Raw genomic sequence first — 16,432 nt, forward strand, 5'->3', positions numbered from 1 at the left:
CTCAGACGTCGACGCCTGCCTCGCGCATCAGCTCGAGGGTCGGCTCGAGGTCCGACAGCTCCGTGAGGTCGACATCCGGAGGGTTCAGTTCGTCGATGGGCGGCAGCTCGCCGATGGGTTCGACCTCCGAGATGAGCGGGTACTCGAAGGTGGTCCGGGCGAAGTAGTCCTGGGCCTCCGCCGACAGCAGGTGCCGGACGAAGTTGGCGGCCATGTCATCGTCACTGGCGGTGTCGACGACGGCGGCGCCGGCGACGTTGAAGATGGTGCCCGCGTCGTTCTCGGTGAAGGTGGTCGACAGCGGCGCCCCCGACCGGGCGTCGAGGACGCGCTGGATGTAGTAGTGGTTGGTGAAGCCCGCCGAGAGGGTGCCGTCGGCGATGGCCTGACAGATCTGGAACTCGTCGGGGTACCGCTGGACGCCGGAGTCTACCATCCCCTCGAGCCACTGGCGGGTCGTCTCCTCGCCCTCCAGCAGGCGCATCGCGGTGACGAACGCCTGGAACGAGCCGTAGCCGGGCGCCCAGCCCATCTCGCCGTCGAAGCGGTCGGCGTCCGGGAACGCCATGACGTCGTCGGGGATGTCGCCTTCCGAGAACGCCTCCGTGTTGAACGGGATGGAACGGGCCCGTCCCGACGTCCCGGTCCAGCGGTTCTCGTCGTCGCGGAACTCCTCGCCGACGAGGCCCGCGACGTCGTCCGGCAGCGGCGTCGTCCGGCCGGCCTCCGCGAGGAGGCCCAGCGCCCCGGCATTGACCGAGTAGAACACGTCGGCCGGGCTGTTGTCGCCCTCGGTCTGGATCTGGCTGACCATCTCGTTGGCCGACCCGTACTTGACGTCGAGCGTCAGGTCGGCGTACAGCGACTCGATGTAGCCGATGAGTTCGCCGACCAGCACCTCACCGCGGCCGGAGTAGACGGTGACGGTCCCCTCCAGTGGCGGCATCTCCTTCATCGAGGTGCCGCCGGGGGCGTCCCGGCCCTCGCGCCCGGAGCCGATCTGTCCGGGCGCGATGTCGTCGCCGTTGCCGTCCCCGTTGCCTCCCATGATGTTGCTACAGCCGGCGAGGCCGACGGCGCCGACCGAGGCCGTCGCCGCGAGGAACCGACGACGGGAGCTCAATCCGCCGTCACCTCCGCTTCCGGGACGGCACGGTCGGCCGTCTCCAGTTCCTCGAGGCAGTCGAGCCACTCCAGCATCGTCTCGCCGACCAGGTTGAGGAAGGCGCCGTTCTGGTAGGCCTCGAAGTCGCCCTCGGCGAGCTCCTCGCCCATCGCCTCGAAGACGCCGGCGTAGCTGTCGGCGTCGGCGCCGACGCCGTGGATCTCCTCCCAGACGTGCTCGTTCAACTCGAGGCCCGCGACCTCGTTGTGCAGGTCCGAGAACGTCGAGCGCGGCGCCTTGTTGTGCTCGCACAGCGGCGCACCGTTGTAGATGCGCTTGCCGAGCACGTCGCAGGCGCGCTTGAGGAACACGCCCGACCAGATATCGTCGAACCGGCCGACGTCCCACTCGTTGTCGTCCATCGGCAGCTGGTAGAACGCCGGGATTACCTCCCGCCGGAACGCGAGGTTCATCGAGCAGACGGTGAGGTAGTTGCCACGGGCGGCGACGAAGTCGCCCTCGAAGTCCGCCGCCGAGGTGCGGGTCTGGGCCTGGCCCTGCAGGTCGCCGTCCATCAGGATGCGGACCGCGTCGAGGTCGGGCACGTTGGTCCACAGCCCCTGGGAGGCGACCACGTCGTCGACTGCGACGGGTTCGGTCTCGACGGTCTCGTCCATCGCGCTGTAGGGGTAGCCCCGCGGGTAGAGTCCGTGCTCGTCGGCGTTCTGGTACAGCACGTTCACCCACTGCTCGTCGGAGGCGACGGCCTCGATCTCGCCCTCGAAGGCGAGGTTCCGCAGGTGCCGCCCGAAGAAGTCGTACTCCTCGTGGGGCAGCGTGTCGTCGTCGATGAGGAAGCCGTACTCGTAGTCGCCGGCCCACAGGTACAGCAGGCCGAAACTCGTCTCGGCGTGGCTCGCCGCCGGGATGAGGTCGGCGTACTCGGAGAGACCGCGAGACTCGAACCAGGACTCCCGGCGCGGTCCGTCGAAGACCTCGCCGTCGACGCCCAACTCGTCGAGCATCGCCTCCATCCCCTCGACATCGCAGAACTCCTCGGTCACCAAGAGGAACTGCAGTCGGTCGGTGTCGAACCCGTGAGCCCGCGCGTTCTCCACGTAGGCGCGGACGCACTCCGGTTCGCGGACCGTCGGCACGATAACACAGATGTCGGTCATCTCGCTCGCCAATATTTTAGGGAGACCTAAAAGCCTGCCGGAACGCGTTCGATGCCCCTCTCGCCTCAGAGCCGGGTCGCACCGAAGACCGCGATACCGATGGAGACCGCCCCCACGACCACGACGACGACCATCGGGTCCATCCCGAAGAACTGCTGGTCCGAGGCCGGGGCGGGCGTCGGCGTCGCGGTCGCCGTCGGCGTCCCGTTCTGCGATTCGGCCGTCGGTGTCGCGGTCGCCGTCTGGTCGTCCGGCGCCGACGTGGGGGTGGCGGTGGGGTTGTCGACCGTCGGCGGCTCGAGGGTCGGGGTGGCCGTCGGGGTCGGCGTCGGGGTGGCCGTCGGGGTCGGCGTCGGGGTGGCCGTCGGGGTCGGCGTCGCCTCGGATGGCGGCGGTCCGAGTTGCTCGCGGGCGGCCGACTCGCTGTCGCAGCCCTCACAGACGGCGAAGTAGTGGGAGGTCGCCTCCAGCGTTATCGTCTCGTTGGAGCCGAACGCCGTCCCCTCGACGACGAGGTCGGCCTGGTACCACCCGGCGTTGCCGGGGTTGCCGGCACAGCCGTCGAGGGTCAACTGGAGCACCTCGCCGACCTTGTAGTCGTTGCCGGAACTGGAGATGTCGAAGTCGGCGGTCCCGCCGCTGAAGGAGGCCCCGTACTCCTCGAACTCCTGTTGGCTCCCGTCGGAAGCGGTGGCCGAGAGGGTGTACGGCTGGCTGAAGAAGCCCCCGCTACAGCCGGTCACGTTGCCCGACGAGAGCGTGAACGTGACGCCCGTCGGGTTCTCGAACCCCGACCGGCTCTCGCCGAAGTTGTCCGTCAGTTCCGACTCGAAGGTGTAGCTCACTTCGCTGGCGCCCGGCGAGGGGTTGTCCGGGCTGACGGTGAAGTCCGTGCTGTCGTCGCCGTGACTCGCCACGACGGCGCCGGGAGCGAACCCCGAAACCGCCACGACGACCGCGACGAAGGCGAGAACGGTTCGCGTGCGTCGAGTCATTACGCTATCACTACAGAGGAGGGTGATAAAAACTTTCGACGGACACGTTGATGGACTCGCCGGGCGAAGCGCCGCCATGCGCGCTCGCATCCGCTCGTGGTTCCTCGCGCCGACCGGACGGCTCCGGGCGCCGTGGCGCCTGCTCGCCGTCGGCGTCGCCTTCTTCCTCGTCAACCTCCTCGTCGTGGGGCTGGCGCTTTCGGCCGGCTACCCCGTCGATCCGACGACCGCGACCGGGGCCGGTCTCGCGGCCGCACTCGGTGTCCTCGTCGCCAACGGCGCAGCCGTGACCGCCGTCGTCGTCCTCGCGGCCCGCCGCCTCGACCGGCGCGTCCTCGGCGACATCGGCTGCCGAATCGACGACTGGTGGTGGGCCGACCTCGCCGCCGGCGGCGCCGTCGGCGTGGGTCTCGTCGGCGGCGGCTACGCGGTCGGTCTCGCAATCGGCGTCTACCGGGTCACCGTCGCGCCGGCGGCTCCCTCGGCCTACTCGCTTCTCGTCTGGCTCGCTATCGTGGCCGCCGCGATGGTCGCCGTCGGCGTCTACGAGGAACTGCTGTTGCGCGGCTACGTCCTGACGAACCTCGCGGAGGGGCTCACGGCGTTTCTCGACGGCCGCCGGTCGGTCGTCGGCGCGCTCGCACTCTCCAGTGTCGGCTTCGGTTTTCTCCACGGGCTCAATCCCTCGGCGAGTCGGCTCTCGCTTGCGACCATCACGCTCGCGGGGCTCATGCTCGGTCTCGGCTACGTCTACACCGGGTCGCTGGCCCTCCCCGTCGGCGTCCACGTCACCTGGAACCTCACCCACGTCCTGCTCGGACTGCCGGTCAGCGGCCTCGTCGTCCCCGTTCGGCTCGTCGAGACGACGGTCTCTGGCGACCCGCTGGTCCACGGCGGCGCCTTCGGACCGGAGGGTGGCCTGCTCGGGCTGGGAACGACGCTCCTCGGCTGTCTCGTGGTCGTCGGCTACGCCCGGCTCACGGGACGAGGGTTCCAAGAAGAGATCGCGGTGCCCGCGCTCGGTGACGGTTAGCCGCCGAGATAGGACTCGCGGATGTAGTCGTCGCCCTTCAGTTCCTCGGGCGTGCCCTCCCGGACCGCCTCGCCGTTCTCCAGCAGGTAGATGCGGTCGGCGTGCTCCAGGGCGAACGTGACGTTCTGCTCGGTCAGCAGGATCGTCACGCCGCGGTCGACGATCGGATCGAGCGCCTCGGCGATATCCTTCAGGATGACCGGTGCCAGTCCCAGCGTCGGCTCGTCGAGGACGAGCAGGTCGGGGTCGCCCATCAGCGCCCGCCCGATGGCGAGCATCTGCTGTTCGCCGCCCGACATCGAGCGGGCGTTCTGCTCGCGGCGCTCGTCGAGCCGCGGGAACAGGTCGTAGACGAACTCCTTGCGCTCCTCGATGACGTCGTCGTCGAGCAGGTAGCCGCCGAGCTCGAGGTTGTTCTCGACGTCCATGTAACCGAACAGGTCCCGCTCTTCGGTACAGTGGATCATCCCCTGCTCGACGAGGCCGGTCTGGCCGACGTCCGAAACCTCCTGTCCCCGGTAGCGGACGCTCCCGTCGTAGTCCAGAAAGCCCGACGCCGTGTTGCAGAAGGTCGTCTTGCCCGCGCCGTTCGGCCCGATGAGCGAGACGATCTCCCCCTCCGTGACGGTTATGTCCAGCCCGCGGAGCGCGGTCACCTTGCCGTAGGAGACCGCGAGGTCGCTCGATTCGAGCACCACCTCGCTGCTGGTCGTGGTGTCGGTCTTCGACTCGAACTGGAACTCGTCTTCGGCGTCCGTGCTCATATCTCGTCACCTCCGAGGTAAGCCTCCTGAACTTTGGGGTCGTTCTTGATCTCGTCGGGCGACCCCTCGGCTATCTTCGAACCGAACTGGATGACGAACGCGCGGTCGATGAGGTTCAACAGGCCACGCATGTTGTGGTCGACGACGATAAGCGTCATGCCGTGGTCCCGCAGCGACAGCATCACGTCGGTCAGTTCCTGGACCTCGTCGGCCGAGAGCCCGGCGAACGGCTCGTCGACGAGCATCACGTCGGGCTGGGTCGCAATGGCGCGAGCCAACTCCAGCTTCAGCATACCGGCGTGGGGCAGTTCCGAGGGCGTCTGGTCCATCACGTCGCCGAGACCGACCCGGCGACATATCTCGCGGGCCAGCCGCTCGGTCTCGCCGCCCATCCCCGACAGCGTGAACAGTTCGTCGGGCGCCAGCGCCAGTTCGATGTTCTTGACCACGGCGCGGTCCTCCAGCGGGGCGAACTCCTGGAACGTCCGGGACATCCCCTTCTTGACCATGTCGTGGGCCGGGATGCCGGTCACGTCCTCGCCCTTGAAGTAGACGCTCCCGCCGGTCGGCGGGTACGTCCCGGTGACGCAGTTGAACGTCGTCGACTTCCCGGCGCCGTTCGGCCCGATGAAGCCGAGGATCTCCTGTTCCTGGACGGCAAACGAGAGGTCGTCGACCGCGACGAGCCCCCCGAACTCCTTGCGGAGGTCCCGTGCGACCAGGATGCCGTCGTTCGGTCCGTAGGTCTCCTCCTCGACGTCCGCAGCGCGCTCGGGTTCGGAGCTCATCGGTTATCACGCCCCAGGATGTCCTCGATCTCCTCACGATACTTCGCCAGCGTGCTCTCGGAGGCCGAGCGGCCGGTCTGACCCCGCGGCTCCTCGCCGCGACGGCGCGCCATGTACCGCTTGCCGGCGTCGGCCAGTTCCGGAACCACGCCGCGTGGCAGGAAGACCAGCACGAGCATCCCCAGCAGGAACGTCGGGAGCGGCGACAGCGACGGGACGAAGGTGCTGGTGGTCAGCCTGGCGAAGAAGACCAGCATCGCACCGACCACGCTCCCGACGATGGTGCCCATGCCGCCGATGATGGCGACGACGATGACGTTGATGCTGAGGTCGATGCGCCCCGCTCCGAAGACGCTCTCGGTGTTGGGATACGACGACGGCCCGGCGTGCATCCACACGGCGGCGGCGAAGCCGCCGACGGCCGCCGAGAGGACGAACGCGAATATCTTGAACTTCGCGGGATTCAGCCCGACCGACCGGACGGCGTCTTCGTCTTCCCGGATGGCGGTGAAGACGCTGCCCGCAGCCGAACGGGTCACGGCGTACGTGACCGCGAGGACGACGAGCAGCGCGACGAACGAGAGGTAGTATCTGCCCAGCGCCTCCGTCCAGGCCGCCTGGGCCGTGATGATGGCGTCGGATCCGAGCCCGACTATCTGTGGGGGACGCTCGACCAGACCGCTGGTCCCACCGAAGCCGTCGGGAGCGAGGTACGGGAAGCCACCGCTGAACAGGATGAAACTCTGGTACAGCAGCAACGGCGCGATGAGCGTCACCAAAGAGAGGTACGGCCCGTCGAGCCGGAGGGCTGGCACGCCGATAAGCACGCCGCCGATGGCGGCGACGAGCGTCGCCACGAGGATGCCGAAGAGCACGTTCAGGATGGTGATTTCGAAGACGCTGTGCTGGGTCGTGACGACGGCCGTCCCGTAGCCGCCCAGCGCGAAGAAGAACGCGTGCCCGAAGCTGAGCTGACCGGTGTAACCCGAGACGACGTCCCAGCTGATGGCGAACATCATCAGATAGAGGACGTACGTGAAATCCAGCAGTTCGCTCGGCTGCAGTATCGTCGGCAACAGCCCCAGGAGGACGATCCCGTAGATGCCGAGCCGGTGGCGCAACGAGACGTCCTGGAACATGAGCTTCTCCTTGACCGCCTCCCGGCGGCGCTTGTCGACGTCACCTTCGAGTGGCGTTTCGGTAGCCATTATTCTGCAGCCTCCCGTCCGAACAGTCCCTCGGGCTTGACGAGCAGGAACACCAGCAGCAACGCGAGCGAGGAGACCCCCGCGAGCCGCGAGCCGTTCGGGACGAAGTTAATCGTGAATATCTCGAAGAAGCCGATGATGTAGGCGCCGACGACGCTCCCCTTGATCGAGCCGAGACCGCCGAGGATGACGATGGCAAAGGAGAGGATGAGCGGCGCCGGCGGCTGGATGGACATCAGCCAGCTCCCGTTACCGAGCGAGCCGGCCAGGAGCACCCCGGCGTAGCCGGCGAAGGCACCGGCGAGCGTCCAGGTGATGAGGTTGATCTTCTCGGCGTCGATGCCGACCAGCGCGGCGCCCTTGTCGCTCATGCTGACCGCGAGGATGGCGCGGCCGGTCCGCGTGTAGTTGACGAAGTAAAACAGCAGCCCGATGAACAGCCAGGAGGTGACGAAGATGAAGACGTCGTTCAGCAGGCTACCGCCGAGACCGAACGCGGGGTCCCTGATGACCGGACTAACCGGGATCGACAGCGGGTTGTCGATGCCGATGAAGGTGAAGATACCGCTGTTGATGATGATGCGGATCGAGTAGATGAGGAAAAAACCGATGACGAAGGTGAGTATCAGGACGGTCACCGGCCGCTTTCGGACGTACCGGATGATGCCCAGGTACGTGACGGCGGCGGTGGCAGCCCCGGCGGCCGCCCCGACGACGAGCCCGACCCACACCGGGAGCGCGACCAGCCCGGAGCTGTTGGTCACGAGGTAGGCGGCGAAGGCACCGACAGTGATGAACGCGCCGTGGGCGAAGTTCAGGATGCCACCGACGCCGAAGATGAGCGTGAATCCGATGGCGATGATGGCGTACAGCGCGCTGATGAACGTCGCCGACAGCACGGCCTGGCCGATGGCACCGAGCGTGACCATCAGCCACCACCTCCGATCCAGTCGGGAACGGCGTAGTCGGCGGTCCTGTTCTGCTCGGGGTAGAAGGAGTGCATCGTCCCGTAGTCCTCACGGATTTCGGGGTCCTTCTGCCACTGCTGGAAGACCGGCACGCCCGTCTCCTCGACGGAGGTCCACTGCGGTTCGTGGGCGTACGTCGCGTCCTTCGGCGTGAACTGGAACTCGTTGAGGATGGTGCTTCCGGTGAACGTCTTCTCCTCCATGTACGGGATGATGAGGTCGTCGTCCGGAATCTCGCCCTCGATGCCCTCGCCCTCCATGGTCGCCCGGAGCGCCTGCTCGGTGAGGGTGATCGCGTCGTAGGTGAGCGCCCCGCTGTAGATGGGGACCGTGTCCCACTTCTCCTGGTACGCCTGCACGAAGTCCTGGGTCTGCTCGGTGTTGCTGGTCTGGGGCGTCATCGCGTTCATCGAGAAGACGAACTCGGTGTTGCCGTTCGTGGACTCCCAGTAGCTGAAGCTCTGGCTCGGGACATGGATGCCGCCGAACTCGAAGTCCCGCTCCTGGTTGGACCACTGGTTGACGGCGCTGGTCCCGATGAGCGCCAGCCCGACCAGCGAGAGGTCACAGCCCTCGCTCTCTATCTCGTTGAAGATGGGCGACCAGTCGCTGATGCCGCCGACCCGCTTTTTGACCGGCACGTCGATGACGTCGCTCAGGCGGTTCGACAGCCGGTCGTGATACGGGTCGAACTCGCCGACGTTCTCGGTCATCAGCGCGACCTGCTCCCAGCCGTACTTGTCCTTGTTGTTCTCGATGAACTCCAGCATCGCGTCCGCGAGGTCGAGCAGGTGGAGCGGCCCCGCCCGGAAGTGGTACTTGAACCGCTCGTACTCGGTCTCGCCGCCCTCGCCGGTGATGTCGTCGTTGGACTTCGAGACGAGTTTGCCGGCCCTGGGGTCCGCCGAGGCGGTCGTGATGTGGATGGTCTGCTGGTTCGAGATCGACGGCAGCGTCTGGATGAGCGCCGATCCGAGGAAGATACCCATCGTGATGTCACAGCCCGCCTGCGTGACGAGCCGCCTGTGCTCGGAACGGGCCGTGGCCGGCGAGACGTTCGTGTTGCCGAGTTCGACCTCGACTTTCGCGCCGAGCATCCCGCCGCTGTTGTTGAGCTGTTCGGCGGCGAGCCGTGCGGCGTCCCACATCGACTCCCCGAGCGGCAGGTTCATCGGTGCGAGGATGCCGATACGGACCGTCTCGCCGGAGAGCAGTCCGTCGCCGTCGCCGACGTCGTCCTGGCCGGTGTCGTCCTGATTTCCGCCGTCGTTCCCCGACCGGAGCCCGCTTCCGGGATACGGGTTCTGGGGCGACTGACACCCGGCGAGCCCGGCGGCGACGGCGCCACTTCCGCCGTATTTCAGGATCGAACGGCGGTCGAGCCGGCCGCCGTCGTCCTGCTGTTCGTCGTCTGGTGCGTCTGCCATGTGTAGCCCAAGTACCGAAGTTCAACGGATGGGTGTTTCGCTGGTTTTCTCCGGGCTTTTATGAAGAATCCGGCTATTGTCGCTCGCTATCGCCACTGAACGGCAGTACGCCGCCGGTATCAGAGGGGTCGGACACGTACCGTGGACGATCCGAAACGGGCCGGTCCTCGTCGACGGAGCCCGCGGCTGGACGGCGTGATAGCGGCGGCGAACGGTCGGGAAAACGGCGGGATCGGCCGTTATCGTCGGCGGACGACGAGCAGTGCGACCGCGAGCAGCGCCACCAGCGCGACGACCGGCGTAAAGCCCGGCGCTTCGCTTATCGTCGGCGTGTTCCGGACGGCGCCACCGGCGCCGTCACCGCCGACGTTGCCCCGCGTCCGGGTGGCCTGGCTGCCGCCACCGCCCGGGGCGCTCTCGTCGGTACCGGTGGCCCGGACCCGCGTCTGCGTGGGCGTGCTGGGCGCCTGCGTCGCGGTCGGCGTGGACGTGTCGGGGACCTGTGTCGCGGTCGGCGTCGGGGTAGCACCCGACTCGGTCGGGGTGGGCGTGGCCCCGTTGCCGCTCGGGGTCGGCGTGGGCGTCGCGCCGCCGCTTTCGCCGCCGCTTCCCGCCTCGTTCGGCGGCGGCCCGAGCGTCTCGCGGGCCGCCGCCTCGCTGTCGCACTCGCAGATGTAGATGTAGTTCGAGTCCGCGAGTATCCCCGCTTTGTTGGCCTCCTCGGACGGCTCCTGGTCGGGCCCGTTGTCGGCCTCCGTCCCGTTGATGAACCCCTGTATCTGGTACCAGCCGGGTTCGCTGGTCATCTTCAGACAGGGCCCGTCGTTGGAGCCGGCGCCCTGGGCGGCCACGATGGCGTCCTCCGGGGCCGCGTACGGCGGGTCGCCGCCGAGGTCGCCCCAGTCGTAGAAGTCGATCGTGAGGCCGCCCTCCGCGAGGGTCGAACTCTTGCGGGACTGGATGAGGTCCTCGTCGATCTGCGTCCCGCTGTCGTTGTTGCCGTAGTCGAGACCGAAGACCTTGGTGTTCTGGGTGACGTCGCAGTTGCTGTAGTCGATCCAGTCGGCCTCGAGGATTATGTTGTCGATGAACGCACCCTCCTCGGCGCCGACCTCTCTGAGCGCCTGTGCGCCCACGGCGTTGTATTCGATGCTGGCGTTGTAGCCGTTCTGTCCGCTGTGGACCGGGTGGTTCCCCGGGTAGTGGTCGGTCCGCATCGGGAGCGTGACCGTGAAGTTCGCCTCCTCGGTGAAGTCCTCCGCCTCCGCTTTCGTGTGCTCGTCGGCCGCGACCGGTGTCACCGCCGCACCGAGAACGACAGCAGCGACGGCACCCGCTACGACGAGGGCTGCCGTAAGAGTCGATCTGGCCTGCCTCGGAATCATGGACGATTGTTCGTGCGATAACGTGTCTAATGGTATCGCTCCGCATACGAGGGAATTTATATACGCCGCGATACGGCGGCGCTTCGGACGCGTCACACCGCCGGACAACGGGAATCGTCGACTCCGCTCTCGACCGATTCGGCGTCGCCGACCGCACCGAAGACGCGTCACTGGAGCCGCCGAAAACGAAGGAAGTAGAAGTCGTCGGTTACCGCCGGCGGACGACGAGCAGCGCGGCCGCGAGCAGCGCGACCAGCGCGACGACCGGCGTAAAGCCCGGTCCGTCGCTTATCGTCGGCGTCGCGCGGTCGGCGTTCTGGTTCTGGTTGTTCTGGTTGTTCTGGTTGTTCTGGTTGTTCTGGTTGTTCTGGTTGTTCTGGTTGTTCTGCTGATTCTGGTTGTTCTGGTTGTTCTGCTGATTCTGGTTGTTCTGCTGATTCTGGTTGTTCTGCTGATTCTGGTTGTTCTGCTGATTCTGGTTGTTCTGCTGGTTGCTGGCCTGCGTCGGCGTGGGCGTCGGCGTCGCTGTACTCGGCACCGGGGTCGGGGTCGCCGTGGGCGTGCTCCCCGACTCGGTGGGCGTCGGCGTCGCCCCACCGCCGCTCTGGGTGGGCGTCGGCGTCGCCCCACCGCCGCTGTTACCCGAGTCCTCCGCGGTCGGCGGCGGGCCGAGTTTGTTGCGGGCCTGCTGTTCGTTCTCGCAGTCGCAGATGTAGACGTAGTTCGAGTTCAGGTTGATACCGCGACGCTGCTTGTTGTCGGGTTCACACTGGGAGTTGCCCTCCTCGGTGCACTTGGTGGCGATGCTGCCGTTGGTGAAGCCCTGGAGCTGGTACCAGCCGGGTTCGCTGGTCATCGTCAGGCAGGGACCGGCGTTGGAGCCGACACCCTGGGCGGCCACGACGGCGTCGTCCGGCGAGAGGTACGGTGGCCCGCCCCCGAGGTCGCCCCAGTCGTAGAAGTCGATCGTGAGGCCACCCTGCGCGAGTGTCGAGCCCTTGCGGTGTTCGACGAGGTCCTCGTCGACGCGGGTGCCGCTGCGGGTGTTGCCCCGGTCGATGCCGAAGACCTTCGTGTTCTGGGTGACGTCGCAGTTGCTGTAGTCGATCCACTCGGCCTCGATGATGATGAAGTTCATCCAGAGACCGTCCTCGGCACCCTGTTCGGTGAAGGCCTGCTGGCCGGTGGCGAAGTACTCGATACTGCCGTTCTGCTGGTTCTGACTGCCCGGCAGATGGTCGGTCTGTGTCGGAAGGTTGATCGTGAAGTTGACGCCTCCATCGCTGGTATTGTACGTCGGTGCGTCCTCGCGTTCGTGCTGGTCGGCCGCGACCGTGCCGGCAAACGCCAGCACCGTCACGCCCCCGACGGCCGACACTGCCAAAACGACCGCCAGAAGCGTCGCCGAAACTCGTTTCGTACTCTCGTCCATGCGGTACCGGACGGTTCTGGTCTAGTATGTAATAGCTGTCGCAGGGAATGTACAGCGTTTTAAATAAATGACCGAATAGAGCCGGCGAAACGCGCCACTTGTTATCGTCTGTCGTACTTCGGTCGAGGAGTCGTCCCCCCTCGGCGCCCGACGCTCGGGCGTCGAAGCCCCGTCCTGGAGCTGTTTCCGGCCTCGTGGCGATAGTTAGTAACGCCTATACGACGGCCTTACGTTGCCTCGCGTATGCAACGACGCTGGGCCGCGGTCTGTATCGCCTTCTTCGTCGTCATGGCCGCGAGTGCGTACTCGGTGATGGCGCTGGCCGAGGCGCCGACCGTCGACGTCGAGGGCGAGCAGTACGGCGACGGCGACACCCTCCAGGCGAACGGCACAACCTACACCGTGACCGTCAGCGAGGGGGCGGGCGATCTGGCCACCAACCGGACCGTCGAAAACGAGGAGACGTTTGCGAACAACACCGCCATCGACTACCGGAACGGCAGCTACAACGTCAGCATCGAACCGGGCAACGATTCGGAGTCGTTCACGCTGGTCGAGGAGTTCGACGTGACGGCGGTGCTGGAAGCCGATTCCGAGGTCGAAAACAGCACGTTCACCCGCGACGACGGTACCGAGGTCGTCGTCTACCGCAACGGGACGACCCGGCCGCTCGAGGAGTACCTCGACCCCGAACGGGTGACGTTCTCCGAGGGCGACACCATCGAACACGACAACACAACCAAGACCGTCGCCAACGTCACCTCCTCGGAGGTGCTCGTGACCTGGGAGGGCCAAGAGCAGACCACCGTCGGGCTCTCGGAGGGCAAGGTGTTCGCGCTCGGCGACACGGAGTACGTCGCCACCTTCCCCGACAACAGCACGGTCGTGCTCTCGACGGACGTCGAGGGGTACGACACCTACGAGAACAACGTCGAATACTACCAGGAGCGGACCAGCGGCCTCATGTACGTCATCATCTTCAGCGCCAGTTCCGTCTTCCTCATCGCGGCGCTGGCGTTCCTGCCCCATCGCGGCTGACCCGTCGCGTTTCCGAGACCGCCCTCCGCAGCCTCTCGACCCGCGTCCCGTCCGCGACGTCGGTGCTCGACTCACGCTAGAGCATCCCACGAACACCGCGCTTCGAAGGCTTTATCCGCGAACTCGACCTGATTCGACGTACTATGAGTGACAAGCCCGCCTCCATGTACCGGGACATCGACAAGCCCGCGTACACGCGACGGGAGTACATCACGGGCATTCCCGGCTCGAAGGTCGCCCAGTACAAGATGGGCAACATCGACGCCGACCCCGACGACTACGACGTCCAGATCAGCCTCGTCGTCGACGAGGAGGTCCAGATTCGCCACGGCTCGCTGGAGGCCTCGCGGCTGTCGGCCAACCGCCGAATGTTGAAGGAACTCGGCGAGGACGGCGACTACAAGATGATCCTCCGGAAGTTCCCCCACCAGGTCATCCGGGAGAACAAGCAGGCGACCGGCGCCGGCGCCGACCGTGTCTCCGACGGGATGCGGCAGGCGTTCGGGAAGATCGTCGGTACCGCCGCCCGCATCCAGCAGGGCGAGCGCCTCTTCACCGTCTGGTGTAACCCCGAGGACGCCGAGGTCGCCAAGGACGCCTTCCGCCGCGCATACAACAAGATTTCGCCGCCCTGCACCATCCGGGTCGAGCGCGGCGAGGAACTGCTCATCGCCTGACGCCGGCTCGTTCTCCGTACGGTTTCGTTCTCCACGACCCGACAGCGGCCGTTCCGTTCCCGGGCACGACCCCGTCGGTCGACCCGCCGCCGAACCACCGCATACAAGCCGACCCCACCCCTGGACGGCCCCATGAACCTCCCGGAGTCGACCTGGACGGACGTCCGTGACGCCGACGCCGACCTCGCGGTCCTGCCCGTCGGCAGCACGGAACAGCACGGCCCGCACGCGCCGCTCGGGGTCGACTTCATGACCGCCGAGGCCGTCGCCGAGGCGGGCGCCGACCGCTACGCCGACGAGTACGACGGGCGGGCGCTCGTCGGCCCGACCATCCCCGTCGGCGTCGCCGAGGAGCACCGCGCCTTCGACGGCACGCTGTGGGTCGGCGAGGACACCTTCCGGGCCTACGTCCGCGAGACGATGGAGAGTCTCGCCCACCACGGTCTCGACCGCGTGGTGGTCGTCAACGGCCACGGCGGCAACGTCGACGCCCTCCGGGAGGCCTGCGGGCGGTTCACCCGCGACGGCGACGGCTACGCGGTCCCCTACACCTGGTTCGACGCCGTCGCCGTCGAGGAACTGGGCCACGCCGGTCCCGCGGAGACGTCGTTCGTCCGGCACCTCCGGCCGGAACTGGTCCACGAGGACCGCACCGAGGCGGCGGCCGACGGTGCCGCCGAGACGTGGGGCGAGTGGCTCCACGGGACGAACCTGGCGTACGATTCGGCGGAGTTCACCGACAGCGGCGTCGTCGGCGACCCGCGCGACGGCGACGCGGCGCTGGGCGAGGAACTGCTCGAGGAATCGGCGGCGGCGCTGGCGGAACTGCTCGATGCGGTTGCCCGGCGGTCGCCGTAGTTACTCCCCGTCCTCGTCGTCGGCCTCGGCGTGGGCGTCCTCGAGGGCGCCCCGGAGTTCCGGAATCGTCGCGGTGAGTTCGCTCACCTGCTCGTGGGCCGCGACGATGTCGTCCAGCAGGTCCTCGAGATCGGCGATTTCGTCCTCAAGATCGTCGGCGTCCTCGAAGGCGTCGGCCTCCTTTCCGACGGCGAACCACTTCTTTGCGTCCCGGAGGTTCGCCTCGGCGTCGCCGGTGTCGAGGGCACCCTTCAGGCCGTTGAGGACGCCCAGCGTGTTGTCGGCGTCGGCGTCCCAGACGTCGTCGGCCTCGGGGAGCGCCGCCTTCGCGTCCGCGAGACTGGATTCGACATCCTCGCGCATCTCGCTGGCCGCCTCGTCGAACAGCTCGTCGTCGTCGAGTGTCGCCTGGCTCATACCGACCTGTTCGTCGGGCTATTGGTTAAAAACACGCCGGAAAGCGAAAGTGAAAACCGACCGCAAGAACGGGGACGGTCGGGCACGGCGCCGCCGGCCGCCGGTCGGCTCACTGGGGGTCGACCTGGGGATCGTCCGTGCCGCCAGCCCGTTCGGGTCCGTCGTCGGCATCGTCGCCGCTGCCGACCGCGCGGCGTCGTTCCGGCGCGAAGTCCAGTTCCTCGTCGATGGCCCCGAGGACGAACAGCGCGTAGTAGCGGAGGAACACCTGTACGAGGGCGTAGACGGCCAGTGCGACGACGGTGAACGCGAGCCCGCCGAACGCCGCCACGACGACGATTCCGGCCGTCGCTCCGAGTCCGAACCCGACGACAACACCGAGGATGCCGCCGACGATGACCGCGGGAATCATCGCCAGGAACGCGGCGATGACGACGAGAAGGCCGCCGATGTAGGCCAGCACCGCGACGGCGACCGCGTAGGCGAGGAACTGCTTGGGCGCGCCGGCAAGCGTCGACCAGAACCGCCGCCAGCCGCCGACGACGCCGGTGTCCTCGAGTCGCATCGTCGGGACGACGAACGCCGTGGTAAAGGCGGTGACCAGACTCGTCGGGATGCCGAGGAGACCGAGGACGACGCCGAGGTCGGCGGCCCCGAGCAGGTACTCCGTCGGCGTACCGCCGGTTCCGACCGAGGCGACGAGCAGCCCCGCCACGAGCGCGAACCCGACGAGGCCCACCACCAGACGGAAGACGGCCAGTCCGAGCGCCTGCCCGAGATGCGTGCGTATCTCCGCGAGAGTGTCGACCTCGCCGTCCCGGAGCCACGCCAGGAACGGGAACTCCAGCATGGCGCCGACCAGAAGGAGAAGCACCCAGACGACGATCAGGGCGGCGACGATGACCGCGAGGACCTCGAGGACCGCCTGCGGGATCTCGCCGGGAAACTCCGAGGGTTGCTGCGGCGAGAACTCCCCGCCGGTGCCGGTGCCGCCGGCGCCGCCGGTCGGCAGACCGATACCGGGAGTTCCGACCAGGATAGCGACGAAGGCCACCCACAGCCACTCCCCCAGTCCGCGGGGGCGGTACTCCCTTGTGGCGGTTATCGCGTCGCCGAGTGCGTCCAGCGCGTGGAGGGTCATACGCCCGGTTCCGCCGAG

At 67.3% G+C, this 16,432-nt stretch carries 16 protein-coding genes; 4 read left to right on the forward strand and 12 right to left on the reverse strand.

Features of this window, described 5'->3' with window-relative positions; translation table 11 throughout:
* Nucleotide 1: 1 nt before the first annotated feature.
* From NLF94_RS17865 to NLF94_RS17875, 3 genes are all read right to left on the reverse strand, one after another.
* On the reverse strand, nucleotides 2-1,123 hold the full coding sequence (locus NLF94_RS17865) for an extracellular solute-binding protein (RefSeq protein WP_254838995.1): 1,122 nt from the start codon (nucleotides 1,121-1,123) through the stop codon (nucleotides 2-4).
* A complete protein-coding gene (locus NLF94_RS17870; RefSeq protein ID WP_254838996.1) occupies nucleotides 1,120-2,283 on the reverse strand; it encodes an alpha-1 4-glucan-protein synthase in 1,164 nt (387 codons plus the stop codon). The genes NLF94_RS17865 and NLF94_RS17870 overlap by 4 nt, the downstream gene beginning before the upstream one ends.
* Nucleotides 2,284-2,348: 65 nt before the next feature.
* Nucleotides 2,349-3,278, reverse strand: a complete 930-nt coding sequence (locus NLF94_RS17875; RefSeq protein WP_254838997.1) for a hypothetical protein — start codon at nucleotides 3,276-3,278, stop codon at nucleotides 2,349-2,351.
* Between the two features lie 76 nt (nucleotides 3,279-3,354).
* Here NLF94_RS17875 and NLF94_RS17880 point away from each other — a divergent pair, with 76 nt between their 5' ends.
* Nucleotides 3,355-4,311: a CPBP family intramembrane glutamic endopeptidase gene (locus NLF94_RS17880; RefSeq protein ID WP_254838998.1), complete on the forward strand. Its 957-nt coding sequence runs from the start codon at nucleotides 3,355-3,357 to the stop codon at nucleotides 4,309-4,311.
* On the opposite strand, the gene NLF94_RS17885 is transcribed toward NLF94_RS17880, so the two are convergent.
* The 7 genes from NLF94_RS17885 to NLF94_RS17915 form a co-directional block, all read right to left on the reverse strand.
* On the reverse strand, nucleotides 4,308-5,075 hold the full coding sequence (locus tag NLF94_RS17885) for an ABC transporter ATP-binding protein (RefSeq protein ID WP_254838999.1): 768 nt from the start codon (nucleotides 5,073-5,075) through the stop codon (nucleotides 4,308-4,310). The two genes, NLF94_RS17880 and NLF94_RS17885, sit on opposite strands and share 4 nt — an antisense overlap.
* On the reverse strand, nucleotides 5,072-5,863 hold the full coding sequence (locus NLF94_RS17890; RefSeq protein WP_254839000.1) for an ABC transporter ATP-binding protein: 792 nt from the start codon (nucleotides 5,861-5,863) through the stop codon (nucleotides 5,072-5,074). Before NLF94_RS17890 ends, NLF94_RS17885 begins: the two co-directional genes overlap by 4 nt.
* Nucleotides 5,860-7,071 (reverse strand): branched-chain amino acid ABC transporter permease, encoded by a 1,212-nt coding sequence (locus tag NLF94_RS17895; protein ID WP_254839001.1) that lies wholly within the window; start codon nucleotides 7,069-7,071, stop codon nucleotides 5,860-5,862. The genes NLF94_RS17890 and NLF94_RS17895 overlap by 4 nt, the downstream gene beginning before the upstream one ends.
* Nucleotides 7,071-8,000 carry a branched-chain amino acid ABC transporter permease gene (locus NLF94_RS17900; RefSeq protein ID WP_254839002.1) on the reverse strand — a complete coding sequence of 310 codons (930 nt, stop codon included), beginning with the start codon at nucleotides 7,998-8,000 and terminating at the stop codon, nucleotides 7,071-7,073. Before NLF94_RS17900 ends, NLF94_RS17895 begins: the two co-directional genes overlap by 1 nt.
* Nucleotides 8,000-9,466 carry a substrate-binding domain-containing protein gene (locus tag NLF94_RS17905; protein ID WP_254839003.1) on the reverse strand — a complete coding sequence of 489 codons (1,467 nt, stop codon included), beginning with the start codon at nucleotides 9,464-9,466 and terminating at the stop codon, nucleotides 8,000-8,002. The genes NLF94_RS17900 and NLF94_RS17905 overlap by 1 nt, the downstream gene beginning before the upstream one ends.
* A 239-nt stretch (nucleotides 9,467-9,705) precedes the next feature.
* Nucleotides 9,706-10,851, reverse strand: a complete 1,146-nt coding sequence (locus NLF94_RS17910) for a PGF-CTERM sorting domain-containing protein (RefSeq protein WP_254839004.1) — start codon at nucleotides 10,849-10,851, stop codon at nucleotides 9,706-9,708.
* Between the two features lie 208 nt (nucleotides 10,852-11,059).
* On the reverse strand, nucleotides 11,060-12,283 hold the full coding sequence (locus NLF94_RS17915) for a PGF-CTERM sorting domain-containing protein (protein WP_254839005.1): 1,224 nt from the start codon (nucleotides 12,281-12,283) through the stop codon (nucleotides 11,060-11,062).
* Nucleotides 12,284-12,526: 243 nt separating this feature from the next.
* Between NLF94_RS17915 and NLF94_RS17920 the strand changes: the two genes are divergently transcribed.
* The 3 genes from NLF94_RS17920 to NLF94_RS17930 all read left to right on the forward strand — a co-directional run bounded on the left by NLF94_RS17920 (nucleotide 12,527) and on the right by NLF94_RS17930 (nucleotide 14,856).
* On the forward strand, nucleotides 12,527-13,321 hold the full coding sequence (locus NLF94_RS17920; RefSeq protein ID WP_254839006.1) for a hypothetical protein: 795 nt from the start codon (nucleotides 12,527-12,529) through the stop codon (nucleotides 13,319-13,321).
* Between the two features lie 143 nt (nucleotides 13,322-13,464).
* Nucleotides 13,465-13,998 carry a 50S ribosomal protein L16 gene (locus tag NLF94_RS17925; protein ID WP_254839007.1) on the forward strand — a complete coding sequence of 178 codons (534 nt, stop codon included), beginning with the start codon at nucleotides 13,465-13,467 and terminating at the stop codon, nucleotides 13,996-13,998.
* A 132-nt stretch (nucleotides 13,999-14,130) separates the two neighbouring features.
* Nucleotides 14,131-14,856 (forward strand): creatininase family protein, encoded by a 726-nt coding sequence (locus NLF94_RS17930; protein ID WP_254839008.1) that lies wholly within the window; start codon nucleotides 14,131-14,133, stop codon nucleotides 14,854-14,856.
* On the opposite strand, the gene NLF94_RS17935 is transcribed toward NLF94_RS17930, so the two are convergent.
* Both NLF94_RS17935 and NLF94_RS17940 read right to left on the reverse strand, forming a co-directional pair.
* A complete protein-coding gene (locus NLF94_RS17935; protein ID WP_254839009.1) occupies nucleotides 14,857-15,273 on the reverse strand; it encodes a DUF5790 family protein in 417 nt (138 codons plus the stop codon).
* A 109-nt stretch (nucleotides 15,274-15,382) separates the two neighbouring features.
* Entirely contained in the window at nucleotides 15,383-16,414 is a 1,032-nt protein-coding gene (locus tag NLF94_RS17940) for a DUF7544 domain-containing protein (RefSeq protein WP_254839010.1), read from the reverse strand.
* Between the last annotated feature and the right edge of the window lie 18 nt (nucleotides 16,415-16,432).

Origin of the sequence: Natronomonas marina, assembly GCF_024298905.1 — an archaeon.
In the GTDB taxonomy this organism is placed as follows: Archaea; Halobacteriota; Halobacteria; order Halobacteriales; family Haloarculaceae; genus Natronomonas; species Natronomonas marina.